This is a genomic window from Bacteroides sp. GD17, assembly GCF_038448625.1.
GTDB lineage: Bacteria > Bacteroidota > Bacteroidia > Bacteroidales > Bacteroidaceae > Bacteroides.
The window spans coordinates 36,637-58,565 of record NZ_JBCEZS010000018.1 but is presented as its reverse complement, the minus strand read 5'-3'; the positions used below and the strand labels follow the sequence as shown (position 1 = coordinate 58,565).

At 47.7% G+C, this 21,929-nt stretch carries 18 protein-coding genes and 1 tRNA gene; 1 reads left to right on the top strand and 18 read right to left on the bottom strand.

The window, feature by feature from the left end; translation table 11 throughout:
* Positions 1–13: 13 nt before the first annotated feature.
* The 16 genes from AAE250_RS21095 to purU all read right to left on the bottom strand — a co-directional run bounded on the left by AAE250_RS21095 (position 14) and on the right by purU (position 16,736).
* Entirely contained in the window at positions 14–304 is a 291-nt protein-coding gene (locus AAE250_RS21095) for a hypothetical protein (protein ID WP_294602458.1), read from the bottom strand.
* A gap of 364 nt (positions 305–668) precedes the next feature.
* Complete coding sequence (locus AAE250_RS21090) at positions 669–2,315, bottom strand: fimbrillin family protein (RefSeq protein WP_294602456.1); 1,647 nt, start codon at positions 2,313–2,315, stop codon at positions 669–671.
* A 14-nt stretch (positions 2,316–2,329) separates the two neighbouring features.
* The gene (locus AAE250_RS21085) at positions 2,330–4,261 is read right to left on the bottom strand and encodes a fimbrillin family protein (protein ID WP_294602454.1); all 1,932 of its coding nucleotides are present in this window, start codon (positions 4,259–4,261) and stop codon (positions 2,330–2,332) included.
* A 245-nt stretch (positions 4,262–4,506) separates the two neighbouring features.
* The gene (locus AAE250_RS21080) at positions 4,507–5,409 is read right to left on the bottom strand and encodes a fimbrillin family protein (protein WP_342289428.1); all 903 of its coding nucleotides are present in this window, start codon (positions 5,407–5,409) and stop codon (positions 4,507–4,509) included.
* A gap of 34 nt (positions 5,410–5,443) precedes the next feature.
* On the bottom strand, positions 5,444–6,355 hold the full coding sequence (locus AAE250_RS21075; protein ID WP_342289427.1) for a fimbrillin family protein: 912 nt from the start codon (positions 6,353–6,355) through the stop codon (positions 5,444–5,446).
* Between the two features lie 35 nt (positions 6,356–6,390).
* Positions 6,391–7,263 carry a FimB/Mfa2 family fimbrial subunit gene (locus AAE250_RS21070; protein ID WP_342289426.1) on the bottom strand — a complete coding sequence of 291 codons (873 nt, stop codon included), beginning with the start codon at positions 7,261–7,263 and terminating at the stop codon, positions 6,391–6,393.
* 374 nt (positions 7,264–7,637) lie between these two features.
* Positions 7,638–8,618, bottom strand: coding sequence for a tyrosine-type recombinase/integrase (locus AAE250_RS21065; RefSeq protein ID WP_342289425.1), 981 nt, complete (start codon positions 8,616–8,618; stop codon positions 7,638–7,640).
* A gap of 141 nt (positions 8,619–8,759) precedes the next feature.
* A complete protein-coding gene (locus AAE250_RS21060) occupies positions 8,760–9,656 on the bottom strand; it encodes an Rpn family recombination-promoting nuclease/putative transposase (RefSeq protein WP_342289424.1) in 897 nt (298 codons plus the stop codon).
* A 152-nt stretch (positions 9,657–9,808) separates the two neighbouring features.
* Positions 9,809–10,969 (bottom strand): diaminopimelate decarboxylase, encoded by a 1,161-nt coding sequence (gene lysA, locus AAE250_RS21055; RefSeq protein WP_294602193.1) that lies wholly within the window; start codon positions 10,967–10,969, stop codon positions 9,809–9,811.
* A gap of 54 nt (positions 10,970–11,023) precedes the next feature.
* Positions 11,024–12,343 carry an aspartate kinase gene (locus AAE250_RS21050; RefSeq protein ID WP_294602195.1) on the bottom strand — a complete coding sequence of 440 codons (1,320 nt, stop codon included), beginning with the start codon at positions 12,341–12,343 and terminating at the stop codon, positions 11,024–11,026.
* A 59-nt stretch (positions 12,344–12,402) separates the two neighbouring features.
* Entirely contained in the window at positions 12,403–13,107 is a 705-nt protein-coding gene (locus AAE250_RS21045; RefSeq protein ID WP_294602198.1) for a cell division ATP-binding protein FtsE, read from the bottom strand.
* A 31-nt stretch (positions 13,108–13,138) separates the two neighbouring features.
* Entirely contained in the window at positions 13,139–13,750 is a 612-nt protein-coding gene (hisIE, locus tag AAE250_RS21040; RefSeq protein WP_294602201.1) for a bifunctional phosphoribosyl-AMP cyclohydrolase/phosphoribosyl-ATP diphosphatase HisIE, read from the bottom strand.
* Positions 13,751–13,780: 30 nt separating this feature from the next.
* The gene (hisF, locus tag AAE250_RS21035; RefSeq protein ID WP_294602204.1) at positions 13,781–14,536 is read right to left on the bottom strand and encodes an imidazole glycerol phosphate synthase subunit HisF; all 756 of its coding nucleotides are present in this window, start codon (positions 14,534–14,536) and stop codon (positions 13,781–13,783) included.
* A 26-nt stretch (positions 14,537–14,562) separates the two neighbouring features.
* Entirely contained in the window at positions 14,563–15,285 is a 723-nt protein-coding gene (hisA, locus tag AAE250_RS21030; protein WP_294602208.1) for a 1-(5-phosphoribosyl)-5-[(5-phosphoribosylamino)methylideneamino]imidazole-4-carboxamide isomerase, read from the bottom strand.
* Positions 15,282–15,872, bottom strand: coding sequence for an imidazole glycerol phosphate synthase subunit HisH (gene hisH / locus AAE250_RS21025; RefSeq protein ID WP_294602212.1), 591 nt, complete (start codon positions 15,870–15,872; stop codon positions 15,282–15,284). The genes hisA and hisH overlap by 4 nt, the downstream gene beginning before the upstream one ends.
* 6 nt (positions 15,873–15,878) lie before the next feature.
* Positions 15,879–16,736, bottom strand: a complete 858-nt coding sequence (gene purU / locus AAE250_RS21020; protein ID WP_294602213.1) for a formyltetrahydrofolate deformylase — start codon at positions 16,734–16,736, stop codon at positions 15,879–15,881.
* A gap of 361 nt (positions 16,737–17,097) precedes the next feature.
* Here purU and AAE250_RS21015 point away from each other — a divergent pair.
* Positions 17,098–17,171, top strand: a tRNA-Asp gene (locus AAE250_RS21015).
* A 395-nt stretch (positions 17,172–17,566) separates the two neighbouring features.
* On the opposite strand, the gene AAE250_RS21010 is transcribed toward AAE250_RS21015, so the two are convergent.
* Together AAE250_RS21010 and AAE250_RS21005 are read right to left on the bottom strand one after the other, a co-directional pair.
* Positions 17,567–17,836, bottom strand: coding sequence for a hypothetical protein (locus AAE250_RS21010; protein WP_294602216.1), 270 nt, complete (start codon positions 17,834–17,836; stop codon positions 17,567–17,569).
* 35 nt (positions 17,837–17,871) lie between these two features.
* On the bottom strand, positions 17,872–21,723 hold the full coding sequence (locus tag AAE250_RS21005; protein ID WP_294602218.1) for a hybrid sensor histidine kinase/response regulator transcription factor: 3,852 nt from the start codon (positions 21,721–21,723) through the stop codon (positions 17,872–17,874).
* Between the last annotated feature and the right edge of the window lie 206 nt (positions 21,724–21,929).

The window sequence follows — 21,929 nt, the reverse complement described above, 5'->3', positions numbered from 1 at the left end:
GGGAAAATAAACTTCAGCTTGCCTTATGTATATACAGCAGATCCTCAATCAGCAGATTGAGTTCGGACTCGCTGATACAACCATCGTGGTAGTGGAAGTAATGGCTGAGGATGATGCGCACCTGGCGTACCTGGCACTCGGAAGTACAGCCATGCCAGTGCCCCACTCCGCTATTCAGCGCACGGCGGATGACGCCCACGTACGGAGTGATGAGTGCACGCACATCATCCCCCGGACGGAGCTGTATCTTCTCTTCGGGCATGATGACGGTAACCTCGGGATGATGCGCACGCACCACGCGCATGACTTCAGTCCAACGAAAACCTCTGGCTATTACATCGCGGACTTCTTTTTTTTTGAACCGGTTCCTTTCTCTAATGTCTGACAGACATTCTTCTTTAAATTCTTCATAAAAATAAATTGGTTTAATTAATAAAAAAATAATGATTCATACTATATGAATCTCTTTTCCTATTTGTTTTCGGATTAGAAATCATAATACTCAAATAAAACCGCTTTTTAAAGTATCGCTCACTACCTTGTCTCTTGAACAAAGCAATATACTCCGGTTTGCTACCCACTCCTGCAAGCAGATAGCGGAGGACCTACCTCCATCTCTAATGTAGTTACGCACCCATACATACAAACGCTGCGTGCTCACGGCACACTTAAAAAGCTAACAGGGGACGGACACGATAGGCACCGCTGTACTTATAGTAAATGCCCTCATAGCCACTGCTGAAGTACACGTAATACGCGTAGTCGCTGTACGGGAAGCGGTTGTACTCCGTACTCGACCAGTAGTAGGCGCTACCGAGGGTTGTTCCACCAACTTTACCAAGTTGACCATCCAACATATCTCGTCCTTTCGTTTCACTGTCATAGCCTTGTCCCCAACACACATATTCCAATTCACGATGGGAAGGCCAGTACCAATCACTACTATTAGAGGGGGCGGAATGCAACTTCTTGAAGTTCTCCAAAGCGTAAATGGGCTTAATCCTTTTCTGACTGGTTTGTCCGTAATCTGTCCTTTCTCCTGTATAGTTCACTACGTAATCATTGTACTTCTGCAAAGCAATGGTATTGATGTAACCCTGCATCTTATCAGCTGCCTGAAAATTATATCCTGAAGGCATATCATTCCCCCAAGCGTTGCTTAGCTGGTCTTTCACAAACTCATAACTGCCATACGTCCAATACATATCAGGATTCCCGTTATCCGGGTCAGCCAAATTCCACAAAGAAACGACCAAACCGTGAGTACCGCTGGATAATTTACTGTCCAACAGGTTGTAGTTGTCGCCCGCAATGTTGCCTAACCAATACACGATGCCAAGGCAATCCGTACCCTCGGGAAGGGCGGTGGCTTCGCCGGGTATCAGATAGCCGGTAGTAGTACCGTCAGTATTTTCAGCGCTGCAATAGAAATCACCAATCCGGGCTTTATCGAGGCTGTATGCTCCGGCACTTATCTTTTGGGTGGAACTGTACCTGGTATTAACTGGTGCAGGCGTAGGAGAAGAGGGTACTGTAAGCTCTTTACCGTAAGTTTCATCCCCTAAGGTAAAGAAACAACGCACGCTGCCTGTAAAGCTGGAAGAAAGGATGTATCGGTAACTACCGTCTTCTGCCGCATAGGGATAGAAGATTTTATCGTCCATAATGAAGTTCACATCGGAGATGGCAAGGGAAGGAGAACCAAAATTAGTACTCTTCCCGTCATCCAATGTATAATGCACTTCCGGCAAAATGGAGATGGAGTTGTAGGCATGGGTCAGGGTGGCGGAAAGTTTCTTCTGAGGATTGCCGCTACCCGAAGTCCATGTCATCAAGTCGGAAGCACGGTAATTGTCTTCTGATTGCTGGTCTTCCTTAGGAGTGAATTTACTCTTCAACCCTCTTTCGCCATCAATGGAGGTGACATTGTCGGCATCGGCACTATACGGGTAATAGACGATATAAGTGACATTCGTGGCTTTATTGTCATGATAATACACGCTTTTACCGCTGTTTTCATTGGCATCGAAAGACCAGCTTGTACCGTTGTATAGATAAGGAAGGTTGTTGCCTTTCAATTCACTGCCTTCCAGCACGATAACGCCTACACGGTCGCCGTTCTCGAAAGTGATGGTTGCGCCGTTGTCTGCGGCGCGGGTATCGGGAGCATCGCCGTACGTCACAAAGTCACTGGCACTGACGCTCAACTCCAAAGCACTGCAAGGCTGCTGTTCTGTAGTTGTAAGCTCTTCGTCGCTGCTGCAAGCGCAGAGCAGGGCGAGGAAGAGAAAGAGAAATATGGATTTCGTTTTCATCGTTGATACGGAGTTTAAAAGGTTAATATGGCACGGGCATAGCAAGGCCTTAGATAAGTTTCGCCTTTGGAGTATGCCGTTTTAGTGCCACTACCCATCTCGATGTACCAGGCATCATACCCATTATTGGTCAACTCGGAACTTGTCCAATACCTGCCGTCGTTGTCTGTTTTGAAGGCACTGCCACCCGCTGTTGTAAGCGAAGTGCTGATAGAGCTAAGCGCACTCTGCACATCGCTAAGCTGTGCCAAAGAAGGAAGATACCAGCCGCTGGACAAGTCGGGAGCCGCAACGTGATAAGTTACAACGGAACTGAATGCCTGATAATAATTCCAGTCCGTTCCATTCGAGTAAGTATCGATGATGGTTTTGGTATCGGAATAGCCGGTATAGGCGGTAACATTTTCATTATCAACATTGTCTATCGGAGTTTCAGTCCCTCTTTTGCCCCAACTACCTGCGGTGGAAAGGGCATCGGTCAAGGCTACCACATAGCCGTGAATGTCTCCTCCCGTCAAAAATTTGCCATAATTGTCCAAAGCATCATTGCCACCCCCATTGCCCACCTTGAACACGATGCCGATGCAGTTCTTGGAGTTATCCCGGGCTGCACCAGCAGACCAGCTCCCGTCGGAATAATAATAATCGCCTACCTGAGGGGAAGCAGAAGTCAGGGAAGAAGCCGCAATGGTTTCCACGGACGTCTGCAACCGGAGGTCGGAGTGAATATCGTAGAAGGTATAAGTATAGGTGCGGGAAGCGGCAGTGTAGCTCATTTTCTGCTTGCAGATGCCGGAAGTTACTTTGGTCAGAAACTTCTTCAGGCGGTAGCCATCAGAGGCGGAAAGCGAGATGTTGATTTCGTTGCTGGTGGTACTATATACACCATCAGAAATTGTCAGAGTTCCGTCGTTTGCATCCGTCACTGCATAACCTGAGGTATTTGTCGGTGCAGTGAAGTCTGCCAAGTGTATCTTGAAGGTGGCACTTTCTGCGTCACCATTTTGTGCATCATCCGTCCACGAAGCGGAAACCTGTTCTACTTGCAAGCCCTCTTTCTTCACGGTGATGTTATAGGTATATTGCTGTCCGGCGCTGAGAGTGGCATCAGCGTCAGGGGTATAGAAGTATTCACGTTCAACGCCACTGTTAGTAATGGATACTTTGATGAAGGACGTTTTCGCTTTTAGCTGTTGCGGAACAAGCAGGGCTTGCACGCTCTTCTGATAGCCGGAGGCGGCGGAGGATAGTACATTGGGGGCAATGGTGGCGTTGCCGGAGGTGACTTGCGCCACTGTGCCGTCATCAGCAATCGTTCCCGAAGCGGTTGCCTGGCTGACAATGCTGACGGTGGCACCGCTTACTTCGTCCGCTGTAACCGTTGCATTACTATCTTCGTTTTTCAAGTTGACAATAACCTTGACGGGCAGGTGCTTGAATTTAAGTTCAGAACTGCTGCCGCCACTTTGAAAGGTGATGTCCTGCGGGGCGGCATACAGGAAGTCGCTCGTTTGATAGCCGGTGCTGCTTTGGTTTGTCTGCACGTTGAAGGTGGCGGGCTTTGTGGCTGTATAAGTGGAGGAGTACCATGCCGAAACGTTCATAGTCCGGTTAGTCCAGTAAAAAGGTTCTTTATCACTTTCTACGGTCAGGCTTCCACCGGATGCAGCTATGTATTTCTTTGGCTCACCGTCGCTGCCTATCTGTATGGCTACTTCTTCGTTGCCCGTCCAGGTATTGTCCGTTGTGGCACGGGTGGCGGTCAACCCGTCCACGGCAGCGGTGAATGTCATCGGGTATTTCCCGTCGGGCAGGCGGTTGTCGTTGTCGGCATCGTCCGTACATCCTGCGGCGGCAAGCATCATCAGCATCACCATGAACATCCCCGCTGTAGGGCGGTGGTGCATTGTCTGCCGGAGAGACCGGAATAAATTGTTATAGTTCATATCGCTTATAATTTTTATTGTTTCTACAATGTCGTTATAAGCGTTCGGAATGAAAGGAGAGGTATTGGAGGAGACTAATTCGTAAAACGGAATCTCCAACACAATCTTTCAAAGAACGCTTTTGTTTTCAATATCTTACGTTGTGCGCCACCGACCACAGCGACGTGGTCAGTGCTACCCCTGAAAGGCAGCTCACTCCGGACTTACGCACACAAGTGTCCGACGGTGGCTGAGGTTATTAAGTTTTACTCCATTACGGCGGTGCCGTCCTTGGCAGTTACCGGCGTCCATTCATTGATTGCAGAGGTAACCGTCAGTCCGGTAAGATCTACGGTGATGTTAAAGGTATAGACGCTACCGGCGGCCAAATCCAAATCCTCTTCGTTCTTAGGAATGGTATAATAGAATGCACCGCTGCCACCGGCTAAAGTTACTTTCAGGAACTTTGTGCCCATGGCATAAGTCTGGGGAGCGATGATGGCACCGTATTGTCCCAATGTTACATTGCCGCTTTGGACAGGTGTACCGGCAGTAGTTACGTCACCTGTTGTCCGGTTGAACTTGACGGCACGTTCCGGGGTTACAATTTCTACAGTTGCACCAGCGACGGTAGGGCTTCCGGCACCGGCAGTCAGGTTACACACCACTTTCACCAGTTTATGGTCGAAGGTAAGGTTATGCGCATCCTTGCTGCGGGCATAAGTAGCCGTAGTGCAGTAGAGCAAGTCGGACTTGAAGTAATTGGTAGCCGTGGATTGGGCCGTTTCTACTGTGAAGTCGTACTCGTCGGCATCCGTTCGGCTATCATAAGGATGATAGGCGGAAATCTGCACATCGTTTCCGCTTTGGGGATAATACATGTTGGTGGAGTAATTGCTGAACTTTCCTGCACCGTCGGCGGTGGCGGAGACGTTGGTATATCCGTTGTAATCGGTTTCGCCTGAAATGCCGGTCACGTAGACGCCTATCTGTTCGTCCGCTGCAATCTGCTTGTCGGGCACGTCAGCAGTGTTGGCACGTGTCTGCACCACCAGGCCACTACTCAGGCGGATCTCACCGTTCCAGTTATCCAACTCGTTCTCGTCGTTGCTGCATCCTGCCAGCAGTAGCGTGGCGGCAGCCATTGTCATAAATAATCTTGTTTTCATCTTTATGGTTTTTAATTAAATTGTTATCATTCTGTCATTGGGCACTGCCCGATTCACCACTGCCGTTGCCCGGCGCCCAGTCGGTCACGGTGGAAGTCACTTCGAGGTTGGTCTTACCGATGGTGATGGTATACAGGTATTTGCTGCCTGCAACAAATCGGTGGGACAACGGGGCGTCTTTTACGGCCCATGTCAGAGGCGCGCCACCATCGCTTAACGTAAAGGTCAGCAGCATGTCGGCGGTATCAGCGGCAGGCAGTACGATGCCTTCGGCGCTTGCTCCGTCAGCGGCAGTCTTCAGGGGGATGGCGGTAGCAGCGACATCCGTATCAACGGTTACGTCGTCCCCCTTCAGCACGTCATACGTTGCTTGGGTGCGCTGGTTGGTGAGCGTCACTTGCAGCCCTTGCAGGTTGCTGCTGCTCATCCCTGCGGCAGGCCGGATGGTGAGTACCAGCTTCACCAGTTTGTGGGTGAACCGGAATGTTACCTCCGGGTCGCTCTTGTCCTTGCCCGTCACTTTGGCGGCGCCCATCAGGTCGATGGCTTGCTGCGAGGTCTGGGCGGCTACGTCCACACGGTACGTGGTGCTCCCCCTCGGGATGTCCTGCCAGGGATAGTAAGCGATGAAGTCCCTTGCATCACCACTTGCGGGAAAGTAGATGGTCTGTCCGTCGGCGGCAGAGAAGCTGCCGGTCGCCTGTTTATCGGCGGCAGTGGTGTAGCGGTTGTTTTCACTCTCAGCCGTTTCGCCGTTCAGCATGTAGATACCGATGGCATCGCCCGTCTCCCACTTGTCATCGTAGGCACGCGTCTGCACATGGATGCCGCTATTCACTTGCAGGGGTACTCGTCCGTCGTGGTCCGGTACTGTAGTTTCGCCGTCGCCCGTGCATCCTGCCAGTAAGGCAGCAGATACACAAATACATAATAACTGTCTTTTCATATCATTTATTCTATTTGATTTTTAACTTTTCATTCTCAATGAATTCCCACTTCCCCATTGTCTATCACATTCCAGCCCGTGATAGTGGCACTCATGCCTGCTGCTGTGGGCAGTTCCAACGTGGCATCCAGTTCCAAAGGCTCCATATCGCTGCCGAAATTCTTCAGCATATCCGTCAGGTCGGTGGTGATGGTCTGCACAGATCCGTCGTGCAAGGTAACGTCGATTGTCAGTATCTGCCTTTCTGCGGTCACCACTCCCAGCAGGCGCAGGACAGTTTTGAGCTGCGATTGTCCTGCGGCGCGTGTTCCGCTGCCGTCCGTTTGGAGAGTGAATGTCGGGATGACGGTTTTTCCTTCGGTGGACGTGATGGCTCCGGTGGTCAAATCTATGGTAGAGGCGATGCCCGTCAGAGTGGCGGCAGTATGGGCGATACGTTGTTCGTCACCGGGCTTCAACTGCAGCGACAACGCCAGGCGGCGGATGTATTGCTGCATCGGTACGGTTACTTTCAGCGTATCGTCTTTCACGATTTCCAGTTTACGGGAGGCAGAGAACAAGTAGCCGGGCAAGGGTTCCAGCATGCCGTCCGACAGTGTGTTTACCGTGGCGGTGTTTCCGCTGATAGTGATTCCTTCGGCTTGATGATAGACCAGAAGTTCTTGTTCGCCGGGAAGGAACAGCGCATGGAAAGCGTTCGTTACTCCGCTGACGGTCTGCTCTTGTGCACCAATGCGCAGGATGTAGTTATCCGGTAGTACAGCATCCGACGAGCGGGCGTTCCAGTCGGTAGTGACCACAACCGCGCCTTCGTCGGGATGCGGCGTGTTGGAAGGATCGTCCTTTGAACAACTGCTTAATGAATGGGATACGACTGCAAATAGTAGCAATTTTATAACTTTATTCATGTCGTGACGGTTTTTAATATTACTTACCAAGTAACGGAACACCACCTCCCGATGCAAGAAGAAAAAAGCGTTTTTCTGCCAATTATTTAGTTGCAAAAGACTCTTTATAGATCAGTAAAGGGAATAAAAAGACAAGCCGTTTTCGAGACATCAAAAATGGAGTAAGACTTTGTGTGTGTTTCAGAACCCGTAGTCTGTACAATATGTATTTTATCGGTTAATGTGTTGTCAAATAGACGAATTTTAAAGAATAAATACAAATGGTTAGTATTTTGTTTGGATAAATAAAAGATTATTTTCAACTTTGTGCACTATAACCTTCCGTTACTTGGTAAGTAATTCCACCCCTCTTTTAAAGTCCCGTACTGCTGCTTTTATGCTGCATTCTTGTCCTTTTTGCTTTTCATCACAGATACAATCAGTTCTTCATTGGCAGCATCCACCATCTCGTCCTTAAAAGGCTTGAGATAAGTTTCTGTTACTTTGATAGAAGAGTGTCCCAATGCCTGGCTGATGACGCCTGTATTTATGCCTTGATGGTAGGCCAGCGTGGCCCACGTGTGCCGCGCGGTGTACGAACTGATCTTTACACCGGGCATTGAGAGGCTTGCCATCTTCTTTAGTTGCCTGTTGAATCGGCGCAAGGCTTGCCGGTAACATGCATACACTTCCTCGTCTTCCTTGGCGGCCTCGCTCAGGATAGGGAACAGGTAGGTGGAACCCGCCTTCTTGTTCCGATAACGTTCGAACCATTGCTGTGCCTCCCGAGGGATGCGCACCACGATCTGCCGTCCGGTTTTGTGGCGGCAGTACACAATGCAGTTGCCTTGCAAGTCTTGCTTGCGCAAGTAGCAAAGGTCTATAAACGGCATGCCCCGAAAGAGGAACATCAGCAGGAAATAGACCAGTACGCACTGCACGTCTTCGGGCAGGCCGGCGGAGGCAGCATCGAGCAGGGTTTGCATCTGCTCTTTGTCGAGCGCCCGCTTGGTCTGCGACTCTACTTTGGTGTACACATCGTCGAACAGACCGGGGTCGTGCTCCGCACTGCCCGGCAGGTAGAGCCGATTGTACACTGCTTTGAGCGTGCGCATGTAAGTAGACACGCTGTTCCACTTCAGTCCTTTTTGTCTCAACCACGTTTCATACTCTTTCAGTTTTCCGGGCTTAAACACTTCGTCTATAGGCATCTCCGCCTCTGCTCCTCCGGAGAATTTCCTAAAAGAGTTCAGCGTGCTGCGGTAGGTATGCACCGCCGGATTCTTCTTGTCCGTGCCCAGTTGCCTGATAATGGTATTCATGCAATCTGCCAGATGCCTTCGCTCTTTTTCTTTCGTTTCTTCTTCCTCATCCATAATCTTAAAGTTTTAAATTTCTACATTCCGCACCTTCCCCGCACCACCGGGAAGCCCGGAGCGGAAAAACAAAAACGTCCCGCCCCGTGCACTTGTTTATGCACGGAGCGGGACGAAAACTATGATATAAGCCTATAGAAGCTAAAGTTCCCGTATCTCTTTCAGGGAGAGACCTGTCATCTGCATGATCTGTTCAGGAGTCATGCCAGAGGATTTCATTTTAAAGGCGATTTCCTGACGTTCTTTCTTTATTCCTTTCTCGATTCCCTTTTCTATACCTCTCTCTATTCCTTCTCCAAATCCTTCTTCAAACCCTTCCTTATGTCCCAACTTGCGTTGTCCGCTGGCAATAGCGAGGTTATCACGATAAATCTTGATGCTCTCATCATACTTCAAGCGCTCCTCTTTACTCAAAGCAGAGATATCGACGATCTTCTCAAGTTCGTCGAATACAGACTTCTGTGCCTTGAAAGGCATACGTTTAAGCGTTTCCATATTCTTTAATACATAAATCCATCGTTCAAAATCATTCACGCATTCATCCTCTTCTTTGCAGAAAGACGGAAGCTCTAAAAAGATAAAACGCATTTTGTCGATAAACAGTTCATGCGTATCTCTGTCGGCCAGTATAACATCCGTACGAAAACGCCCCTTGCTCGTTGACAGACGGAAGTTCATGAAAAACACACCGTACACGGCTTTTATATCATACTGCCATTTGGTTCCCCGTTCTCCCTGACGCACCACCGCCTGGGAAAGGTAATAAAGGGAACGTTCCTTGAAGCGGTCCTGATACTTATTCTGCATCTCCACAATGATCTTTTCTCCGGTTTCTGTGGTGCAGTATATATCGTATATCAGTCCGCGGTCACCATCATAAATGGGCATTTGCTCCTTATCCAGAAACGTAATGTCCGCTATATGTTTTTCCCCTTCCAACAGGTCGTTCAGAAAATCAATCAGCAGGTTCTTTGTGATAGACTGCCCGAATATTTTTTTAAATCCTATATCGGTAAAGGGATTGATAAATTTACTCATGTCTTTGTCGGCTTTATTTTTACCTGATACAAATATAAGGCTTTATTTTGTATTATAGACTTTGTCCATGAAAGAATTTAATTCTGTCATAGATACTAAAAACAGCCGGATATATTATTCCGGCTGAACCAAAAACAAGATGTTATTCCATATTACACCAACTCGTCCGACGTATACCCCTGCGGCAACTCACGGCAGTTATAGCCCGAAGCCATAATCTCACCATAAGCACCGGCAGAACGGAGCGCGATAAGGTCGCCGCGTTTCACTTCGTTCAAGTCGATTGCTTTTCCGAAGACATCGGAAGATTCGCAGATAGGACCTACCACATCGTAAGTCTGAACCGGAGCATCCGAAGTGATATTCTCAATCTTATGATATGCCTGATAGAGTGCCGGGCGAATCAAATCCGTCATACCCGCATCCAAAATAGCAAACTGCTTATTGGTGCCTTGCTTCACATAAAGCACTTGCGATATCAACGAACCACATTGTCCTACTACGGAACGCCCCAACTCGAAATGAAGCGTCTGATAAGGACGAAGCTTCAGATGACCGGAATACGTGGCAAAGAACTTCTGGAAATCCGGTATAGGCTGACGGTTGGGATGACTGTAATCAATACCCAATCCTCCACCTACATTGACATGCTCAATGCGGATGTGACGTGCTTCCAACTTATCCTGCAACTCATTGAAGCGGTTGCACAAAGCAACAAAATCTCCCATATCCAATATCTGGGAACCGATGTGAAAATGCAGTCCGATAAACTTCACATTCTTCATATCCTGTGCAAGGTCGATGACATGATCCATGTCCTGCATACTGATACCGAACTTGTTCTCGGCCAGTCCGGTAGTAATATTGGCATGAGTGTGGGCACCTACATTAGGATTGATACGGAAAGCCACATTGGCAACCTTCCCCTTGGCAGCAGCCAATTCATTGATTATCTCCAACTCGGGCACAGACTCTACATTGAAGCAGAAGATATCGTAATCCAGCCCCAAATTGATCTCCCAATCAGCCTTACCCACTCCTGCAAATACAATCTTACCGGCAGGAAAACCGGCCTTGATGGCTGCACGAATTTCGCCACCGCTCACGCAGTCGGCACCGAGTCCACTCTCACGAATGATGGTAAGCACCTTAGGATTGGCATTTGCCTTCACGGCATAATGCACCGAATAGTTATCGTACTTTGCCGCTTCCGTATGGATGCAAGCAAGCGTGTCGCGCAGCACCTTCGTATCATAATAGTAGAAGGGAGTGCGCAATTCACGGAATTTATTAACGGGAAATGCTCCTTTCATAATCTTAAAACTTTGTTTAGATGTGATAAAGGCAACCTTGTATGTAGTTTCTTTTTATTGCTCATTAAACAGTGCATCGCTGAGCGATTGTAACGCCACCTTCTTGTCGCACTCACGAATGAGGAAAGAAATGTTATAGTTACTACCGCCGAAGGAAATCATACGAACCGGAATATCGCGCATGGCATCCAGTGCTTTGGCTTCGAAACCTACGTTTTCCCACTCCAGGTCGCCCACCACGCAGATAATACACATATCCTTGTCTACCGTCACCGTACCATACTTCTTCAGGTCATCCAGAATTTCGTTCAGATGCTTGGTGTTATCAATAGAAACCGATACACCAACCTCGGAAGTACAAATCATGTCGATAGAAGTCTGGTAACTCTCGAATATCTCGAATACCTTACGCAAGAAACCGTGTGCAAGCAACATACGGCTGGACTTAATCTTGATAGCCGTGATATTATCTTTGGCAGCCACTGCCTTGATCTTTCCCTTCTCCGTATCATTAGAAATCAATGTGCCCGGAGCAGTGGGGTCCATTGTATTGAGCAGACGCACCGGAATGTTGGCATACTTGGCCGGCTGGATGCAAGTGGGGTGCAGAATCTTGGCACCGAAGTAAGCCAACTCGGCAGCCTCTTCGAAGTGAAGATGACGCACGGGAGAAGTTTTGTCCACAATACGCGGGTCATTATTGTGCATACCGTCGATATCGGTCCATATCTGAATTTCGGAAGCGTTGATGGCTGCACCGATCAATGAAGCGGTGTAGTCGCTGCCGCCACGTTGCAGGTTATCAATCTCGCCGTAAGCATTGCGGCAGATGTAGCCCTGGGTGATATAGATTTCGGCATCGGGATGCAACTCCAACTGAACCTGAAGTTTTTCTTTGATGTATACAGGATCGGGCTCGGCATTCTTGTCTGTACGCATGTATTCTAAAGCCGGAAGTAAAACTGACTTCACACCGCATTCCTGCAAGTAATAGTTCATCATGGCGGTAGATATCAATTCGCCCTGAGCCAGCACCACCTTCTCCTCAAACAAGGTGAAGAGATCTTTGGTATAAGAACGGATATAGTCAAAATGAGATTTGATAAGCTCCAGACCTTTCTGTTTATACTCCGGAGTAGCATAGAGCTCATCAATATGCTGGCGGTATTTACTCTCCAATCTATTGATAATCTCGTTGGCACCTTCCGGATTCTTCTTGTACAGATAGTCCGAAATCTCAACCAATGTGTTTGTGGTACCCGACATGGCAGAGAGAACCACAATCTTACGTTCACCATCGGTAATCAATTTGGCTACTTCCTTAATTCGTTGAGCCGAACCTACTGAAGTACCTCCAAACTTTAAAACTTTCATTTTCGTTCCTGTATTAATTAGTTTATAGTTACAAGCTACGAGCTATAAGTCGTAAGCTATTATTTTTCAATTTTCAATTCTTCTACATATTCTGCCGTAACATCGGTCATCAAATGATCGGTACAACGATAGACTTTGCCGGGGAACTCGCGCAATAACTGCAGGTTGTGCGTGGTCATCACTACCAGGGAACCGGCTTCGCTGATGTTGTGCAAAAGTTCGGTAATGGCGCGGCCTGTCTCCGAGTCGAGATTTCCCGTCGGCTCGTCGGCAAGGATGATCTCGGGAGAGTTGAGCACGGCACGGGCTATGACAATACGCTGCTGCTCGCCACCCGACAGTTCGTTGGGCAACTTATAGCCTTTGTTGTTCATACCCACCAGGTTCAGCACCTCCTCAATCCGGTCTTTAATCTCGCCCTTGTTCTTCCAGCCTGTGGCACGGAGAACAAATTGCAAGTTGTCGTACACCGTACGGTCAGTGAGCAACTGGAAGTCCTGAAACACAATGCCCAGTTTACGGCGCAACTGCGGAATATGCTTGCGCTTGATATGGAGCATATCAAAGCCCAATACTTCAGCCTCGCCCGATGCAACATCCAGTTCGCCGTAGAAAGTCTTGAGCAGGCTCGTCTTACCGGAGCCAACCTTACCAATCAGGTACACGAACTCTCCTTTGTGAAGTTCCAGATTCACATCGTTCAGTACGCACAACTCCTGTTGGTGTATTTCTACGTCCTTGTATCGTATCAGCGCTTCGCCCATCCGCCACCTTTATTTCTTAATATCTAATTGCTTAATGCTTCTTCCAGTTTGCACTGTGACGCTCTTCCAATTCACGGGCAAGATCTTCAATGCGATATCCCTTGGAAGTGAGCAGCACAATGAGGTGATACAACATATCGGCACCCTCATAAATCAGACGTTCGTCTGTACCGTTACAAGCTTCGATAACAGTTTCCACTGCTTCCTCACCTACTTTCTGTGCCATTTTGTTGACACCGGATTGAAACAGACTGGTAGTATATGAACCTTCCGGCATTTCTTCATAGCGTTTGCAAATGAAGTCCTGAAGAAGTTTCAGGAACATGACAGGCTGCTCGTTCTTCTCGCCCCAGCAAGTATCCGCACCGGTGTGACAAACGGGACCTACGGGATGTACCTGAATAAGCAGGGTATCCTGGTCGCAATCTTCCTTCATGGAGACTACGTTCAAAAAGTTACCACTCTCCTCCCCTTTCGTCCAAAGACGGTTCTTGGTACGGCTGAAGAAAGTTACCTTTCCGGTTTCTACCGTCTTGTCATAGGCCTCCTTGTTCATAAAGCCCAGCATCAGCACTTTAGCTGTGTCTGCATCTTGTATAATTGCCGGAACGAGTCCGTTCATCTTGTCAAAGTCCAAAGCCATTTCTTTAAGTTATAAGTTATGAGTAATCTATTATCTTCTCATCTCTATTCCCTGGGTGCAAAGATACGATTTTAATTCGGGAATTTTGATTTCTCCGAAATGAAAAACACTGGCTGCCAAGGCAGCATCTGCTTTTCCTTGCAGAAACACATCGCGAAAGTGCTCTTTGGCACCGGCTCCACCCGATGCGATGACAGGAATGGAAAGCCTGTCGGCAAGGGTGGCAAGGGCCTCGTTGGCATAACCGGTCTTCACACCGTCATGGTTCATGCTGGTAAACAATACTTCGCCCGCACCACGTTCCTGGGCCTCTTTAGTCCATGCAAACAGTTCTTTATCAGTTTCCACCCGACCACCGTTCAGATAGCACCACCACCCTTTTTCCGTCTGCCTGGCATCGACCGCCAATACACAGACCTGAGAACCGAAGTTCTTTGCAATCTCGTCTATCAACTCCGGACGACGAATTGCAGAAGAGTTGATGGAAATTTTATCGGCACCGGCATTCAACAGTCTGTCCACATCGCTCAGCTCATTGATGCCTCCACCAACAGTAAACGGGATGCTGATATTCGCGGCAATGCGCTTCACCAGTTCGGTGAAAGTCTTACGGCCTTCAAAACTGGCGGTGATATCAAGGAATACCAGTTCATCGGCTCCCTGCTCGCTATAAGCACGTGCCAACTCAACGGGGTCGCCTGCCTGGCGCAGGTTCACGAAATTGGTTCCTTTTACGGTCTGCCCGTCTTTGATGTCGAGACAGGGAATGATTCTTTTCGCTAACACTTTATTCAGTTATGGGTTATGAGTTATCACTCTAAAAAGTTTTCTAATTCCTTGAAGGTTATACGGCCTTCGTACAACGCCTTACCAAAAATAACGGCAGGCACGCCGGCTTCTTCCAGCCGGTAGATATCGTCGGCACCACTCACACCTCCACTGGCTATCAGATAAAGGTCGGGATGCTGCTCCAAGACCTCTTTATACAGTTCGATTGACGGTCCTTGCAGCATACCGTCGCAACTGATATCAGTACAGATAACCTTACGGATGCCTTTCTCTACATAATCTTTCAAGAATGGGAACAATTCGCAGGCACTCTCGTCTTTCCAGCCATTGACAGCAATCTTTCGGTCTTTCACATCGGCCCCAAGAATGATTTTCTCCGAACCATACGTCCGAAGCCAATGATGGAACAGTTCCGGATTCTTCACGGCAATACTGCCACCGGTCACCATCTGCGCACCGCTTTCAAAGGCTATCACCAAGTCTTCATCGCTCTTCACTCCGCCACCGAAATCAACAGTCAGAGAAGTATGCGCAACGATCTGCTCCAATGTACGGTAATTCACCACATGATGCGAAGCAGCACCGTCGAGGTCGACCACATGAAGGCGGCGGATGCCATGATCTTCCAATTCTTTGGCAACCTCTACAGGGTTCTCATTGTACACCTTCTTACTGTTATAATCACCCTGGGAAAGGCGTACGCACTTTCCGTCGATGATGTCAATAGCGGGGATCAGTTCTATCATAATGTCAAAAAGTTCTGTAAGATACGCTCGCCCACACTCCCACTCTTTTCGGGGTGAAACTGGGTAGCGTAATAATTATCTTTATGCAAGGCGGCACTGAACGGGAAAATATAATCCGTCACAGCTGCGGTACAATCATTCAACGGGACATAATAGCTATGTACAAAATACACAAACTCGTCTTTCGTAAAACCTCGGAAAAGATCACTATTAGTTTGTGCAATGGTGTTCCAACCCATGTGAGGCACCTTGTCTTCATGTTTTTGAGAAATAAAGCGCTTTACGTCTGCATCAAAAATACCGAGGCAATCTGCATCTCCTTCCTCCGAATAACGGCACATCAACTGCATGCCCAGACAAATGCCTAATATCGGCTGGCGCAACTCCTTTATCAGCTTGTCCATACCATTGGCACGCAGGAAGTTCATTGTTGTTCCCGCCTCTCCCACACCGGGAAAGATAACTTTATCCGCAGCACGAAGTACTGCCTCGTCCGCCGTAATCACCGCCTCCACGCCCAAGCGCTTCAACGCATAATCCACCGAACGGATATTGCCTGCATTATATTTGATGACCGCAACTTTCATAGCCTTTTAGTTAAATATCACAGTTTTATTTTTATATGCCAACACCTTGCGTTCAATATGCTTCTGAACGGCACGGGAAAGGACAATTTTCTCCAGGTCTTTCCCTTTGTTCACCAGGTCCTGCACGGTATCCTTATGCGTAATACGCACTACATCCTGCTCAATGATAGGACCGGCATCCAATTCCGTAGTCACATAATGGCTGGTAGCACCGATAATCTTCACACCACGTTCAAAAGCTGCATGATAGGGTTTTGCACCCACAAATGCAGGAAGGAAAGAATGATGAATGTTGATAATCCGGTTGGGGTAAGCATTAATCATCCGCTCGGAAATGACCTGCATGTAACGTGCCAGGACAATGAAAGTAATCTTGTGCTTTGCCAGCAGTTCCATTTCCTTCTTTTCCTGTTCCTCCTTTGTTTCTTTCGTGATAGGGAAAAGGTGGAAAGGAATGCCGAAACGTTCTGCCACATGTTGCAGGTCGGGATGATTGCTTATTATAAGAGGTATCTCCACATTCCACTCTCCGGCCGTATAGCGTGCCAGCAGATCGAAGAGGCAATGCGACATCTTCGAAACAAAGATGGCCATGCGCGGCTTGGTGTCGGAAAAGTAAAGGCGGAAGCTCATTTCGTACTTTTGCGCATATAAAGTTGCAAAATAATCTTCTATTTTCTCTTGGGGTACCAGAAAGTCTTTCAGTTCCCACTCAATACGCATGAAAAAGATATTCTCCACATGGTCTACGTATTGATCCAGGTAGATAATATTACCTTTGTTCACCGTTATAAAGTCTGTCACTTCTGCCAGGATGCCCGGTTTGTCGGGGCAGTGAAGCAACAGTTTGGCTGTTTTCATCATCCTAAAATCTCTTTATTTATCGTTTTCAAATAACAACATTCTCATTTTGAGTCCGCAAAAATAACGATTTATTGCAAAACAACGAAGTTTTCGAGCAGTAAGTTTAAAAGAAGCCTCAAAAAGTTTCGTTTTCTCCAGACAAAGAGCTCAAATCAGTGATAAAATAGTACATAAGTCTATTTCTAAATAGTTGTTAAACTCCATATTTTTTCATTTCCACAAACTTCTCAATATGAGGATATAAAGCCGATGCAGCCCAAAACGCTCAAAAAAAACTTTATCACAGCTATTGCAGATATCAAAGAAATGCCTACCTTTGCAACCGCAATCGAGAGAGATAGCAATTAAAGAATGAAATAATGGTGCGTTAGTTCAGTTGGTTAGAATACATGCCTGTCACGCATGGGGTCACGGGTTCGAGTCCCGTACGCACCGCGAAAGCAAATAGCAAATTAAAGCAAAGCTCTGAAATTCAAGGATTTCAGAGCTTTTTCTTTTTCTCTACTTCGGCAAAAAATAGCGTTTTTAGGCAGTTCTCACGTGGCTTATTCGTGGGACTTTTTGAAAGCTGTTTTTGCTCCCACGAATTGACACATTTAAAAACCGCAAAACGTTCTGTGATGCTTTCTCAAATCATTTTGTGAGCTTTTTAAAGTCATTAACACAAAACGAATTGCGAGATTTTATTTATTTTCTGCCCTTCTTTAAACACCTCTCAAAAACATTTTAACAAGCGTTCAAATCATACGTATTTCGTATCTTTGTATAAATCTTAGAGACAAACCGCCTAAGTCACCCATAGTCCTATCATTTCTTTTCCATAACACGACCTATGTACGCTTCCACATCTGGATGTATGGCGGCAGAGTTTCGGCAAAGGACTTGTCCGGCTTCCAGTCGGACATAAAACGGTGTTGGCAAGCCAGGCATTCTTCATAGGTAGTATATCTGCATGGTCTGAAGCTGCGTGCATGAACGGCTATCGTCCGCAGCAGGACGCTGCGGACAGTGGTCATCAGCTCGCGGATGTTACCAGCCAGAGGTAGCACCCAATTGAAGGAGTGGCACGTCGTCATCAGGATACCGGTAGATGAAATCAAAAGTAGCTTTCTGGGAATCCATAGGCTGACAAGAATTATACTTCGCTAGGCGGAACACCGAACTGCCGCTTGAAACTGCGCGAGAAGTTGGCCAGCGAAGATGCCCCCACCTTGTAGCACACTTCGCTCACGGTGTATTTGCCCGTCTGCAGCAGTTGCATGGCCGTATTCATGCGATAAGTAATGAGGAAGTTCTGCGGCGTCTGCCCCGTCAGCGACTTGACACGTGCATATAAGCTACTATAGCTCATCAGCATTTCCTTTGCCAGCGAAATAATGCCGAATGCCTCGTCGTCCAAGTGCTTGTCCAACAGCGCGTGCAAGTTCTCCAAGAACTGGCGGTCCTGTTCATTGAGCATAACTTCACGTGCCTTTCCCTTCGACAGACTTTCCGAGGTAAAGTTCTGCACAATCCGTTGCATCCGCCTACGGTTTTCCAGCAGGTTGCTTATGACGGCTTTCAAATAGAAGGGGTCGAAAGGCTTGCCCACATAGGCATCAGCACCGCAATCCAACCCTTTGATGCTGCTGTCCGTATCATTCTTTGCCGTCAGCAGGATAACGGAGATGTGTCCCCAGTCGGCACTTGCTTTGATAGTCTTGCACAACTCGTAGCCATCTTTCCGAGGCATGACCACATCACTCACAATCAGTTCAGGCAGATTCATTCCCAATCTATCTATAGCTTCCTCTCCATTTTCCACGGCAATGATATTATAATCCGACGACAACAGCGCCCGCAGGTATTCGCGCACCTCCTGGTCGTCTTCTACAATGAGCAACGTGTTCTCCTTAGGAGCGACTTTTTCTACGGCATTTATCTCACCTGCCGGTATGGGCATCTTGTACTCATTGTTTTGTGCCCGTTCCTCGGGACTATATGCCGTCAGCGACTGCGGGATACTAAGGGTGAAGCAAGCCCCCTGAGGATGGTTGGGCGTGTAGTCTATATTTCCCTTATGCAGATGTGCCAAATATTGCGCATAGTTCAGACCGATACCCTTGCCATTCACATTGGGATATTTCTTATCGGCCCCCAACCGTTCAAAGCGACCAAATAGTTGTTTCTGTTTTTCAGGCAGAATACCTTGTCCCGTATCGGCCACGCGTATTCGTGCGTTTTTTCCGTCGCTTTCCACGATAACGTCGATACTTCCCCCTTCAGGCGTGTATTTAATGGCGTTACTGAGCAAGTTGTAAAATATCTTTTCCACCTTCTCTGCATCAAAACAAACCACCATATCCTGCTTCTGTTCATCGTGCATGTTTATCGTCAGCCCTTTTTCGTAGGCAATAAACCGGAAGTTGGCTATCTGTGCCTGTACGAAAGCTACCAAGTCTGTCATGGCAACCCGAAGTTGCTTCTCGTCCTTCTCCCCCTCCTTGGAGTCCAGCAACTGCTTCACAAGCCGCAACAAGCGGTCGGTATTGCGCAACATGATGTCCATCAAGCCACGCTCATGCTCATTCAGATTACTTTCTTTCGCCAGTTCTTTCAACGGGGCATATACCATGGCCAGCGGTGTGCGTACTTCGTGCGAAATGTTGGTCACAAAGTCTATGTGTGCCTGATTTATCTCCTTTTGGTACTTGGCCAATGCTAGCCTCTCCTCTTGTGTCCGCCAACGTATAATCAGTCGGATGACCAGCAGCGCCAGCCCGATGCCGATCAGCCAGTACAACACAATGACCAAAGGCGCGGCCCACGGTGCAGGGTGGACAACCACCTTCTTGGCCAGTTCGTTCTTGCACCATTCTCCACTCAGTATGCGAGCTTTCACCTTGAACGTATATTTCCCGGCTGGCAGGTTGGAATAGACCACCCGCTTGTTAGAGCCAGCGTCAATCCAGTTCTTGTCGAAGCCCTCTAACATATAGGCATAGTTCAGCAGGGAACCCGCCTCTAACTTTAATGCCGAATAGTAGAACGTAACTGTATTCTCCCGATAAGACAACGACAGTTTTTCCTCGCTCTTATTATGTATACTCCCATTCACCAATACCATGTCCAGATTCAGCGGGATATCCGGTTTCTTCTCAATGGGCACATCCGGATAAATGGCCGTGATGCCGCCCGAACCTCCGAAAAACAAAGTACCGTCAGGCGCCACTGCCGCACAATTCAGCGCATACAGTTTCCCTTTGCAGAAGTGGTTGTCATATAAATAGGAAAATGTTTTTTCCTGCACATCATACTTTCCTATATGCGTAGACGAACTAAACCAGATGTTCCCTTCCTTGTCTTCGATCACTGCCTTCAGACTGTTGTCTATCAGTCCCGACGACATGTCAAACCGTTCCAAATATTGTGTACGTGGGTCGTAATGCATCAGTCCGGTGTTGTAAGTCCCTATCCAGTACGTATTGCTCCTATCGATAATAAGTGAATTCGGGTTGGGCAAATAGAGTGAGTCCAACGGAATGAACTGCTGGTCTTCGCCAAACTTGTAGATACCGTTGGCCACCGTGTAGAGAATCATTGTGCCCGATGGACGCAATGTCTGCAGCTGCGAAAACGAAATGCTGCCCGGCGCATACTGGTAAGTGAACTCTCCGTCGGTCGCCAGCGTGGCAAATCTATCGGCCAGCGTAACCCAAATACGTTCTTCCTTGTCTTCACTGATGGAAAACACATTAGCTGGGAAGGTATAATGGTTCTCCTCCCGCACGATTTTTCCCTCCCGAATAGCATACTTCCATAGCTCCGAACGGTTCCGGATGACCCACAACCTATTCTTCGAGTCAATAAAAATATGCCCATAAAGGCTACCATCCGCCAAATGGAAAGCTATCTTATCACCACCCATATCATAACTGGCAATATCGTGAGAGGAGCGCATCCACAAATAGCCCTCATGGTCGAACAAAAGATTTTTCACGAAGGGGTCTTCCAAGCGTTCGAAAATGGACGACAAATTGTTAAAGGCTGCCCTTTCGGGATAATAGTGAAAGTCGTTCTCTTGGTCAGACAGCCATATCCCGTTGTTTGCATCAATGAAACAGACATATCTGTCCCCCTTCAACTGTTGCTGTGCATGGATACGTGTCAGTACCCGTCGCACCACATCATAGCGGTACATTCCATCGCCCGAAATACCTATCAGCAGGAAGTTTTGCCGATAAGGGAGCACGAAGTGTATTTTTTTGTTCTGTGTAACCTCCATAAAGTCGGTAGGCAAAAGCAGTTCCTCCCACGTCCTCGCGTCGTAACACAATAGTCCTTTGCTTGTGGTTACCCACATGTGGAGACTGGCGTCTTCCACAATGCCCTCTATGTAGGCATCCTTAGGGCCATTCAGCATCCGCAACAAGTTCAAGTCTTTGTCCAATATATAAATGTCTGTGGCATGGTGCCTGGCGCTGGCCGTCCACACTTGCTTTTGACTGGAAACGGTAATGGCACCGACTATGCTCATACCCGGTTGTAGATAATATTTCTCCTCTTTCAACGTCTGCTTGTTTACCTTGGCCACACCCTTGCGGTCAGTAATAATAAGCCACTCGTTATCCAGGTCCAGCACGCGCCCTATGGGGTTGAAGCCTACCTGTTGCGGATGTCTGAATATGCCATCTTCCCACACACACAATCCGCATTCGTTCGACATCCACAAGCGGTTGTCAGTGTCAAACATCAAGTTACTCACATAGTCACTATTGAGCGCCGTGGAGTCCTCTTGCGCATAATATACAGTGTAGTTCGAGCCGCTGAAACGGTTCAGCCCGTGGTTAGTCCCTATCCAAATGTATCCTTTGGGATCTTCAGCAAACGAAGTGATGAAGTTGCTCGATATTTGTTCCATCAGCGGAAACTGGGCTGGGAGGGGTACGGACCACAACATCAGCAGCAAGGCATAGATGCCTTTCCATTGCAGTTTGAGTTTTTCCATGCAAGTAGTGTGTCGTTTAAGGTTCATATGAAACATCAATATCCTTTTTTCTGCACAAAATTATATAAAATGAGTGATAATCAAAATATATCCTTACTTTTTGCAAAAGAAACATGAGTGATAAACGGAATTTCAATTTTAGAGATTAACGGTTAGTAATGGGTGATTAGTAGGTGCAATAAATGTCCCTAACCTGTCCTGCTCTC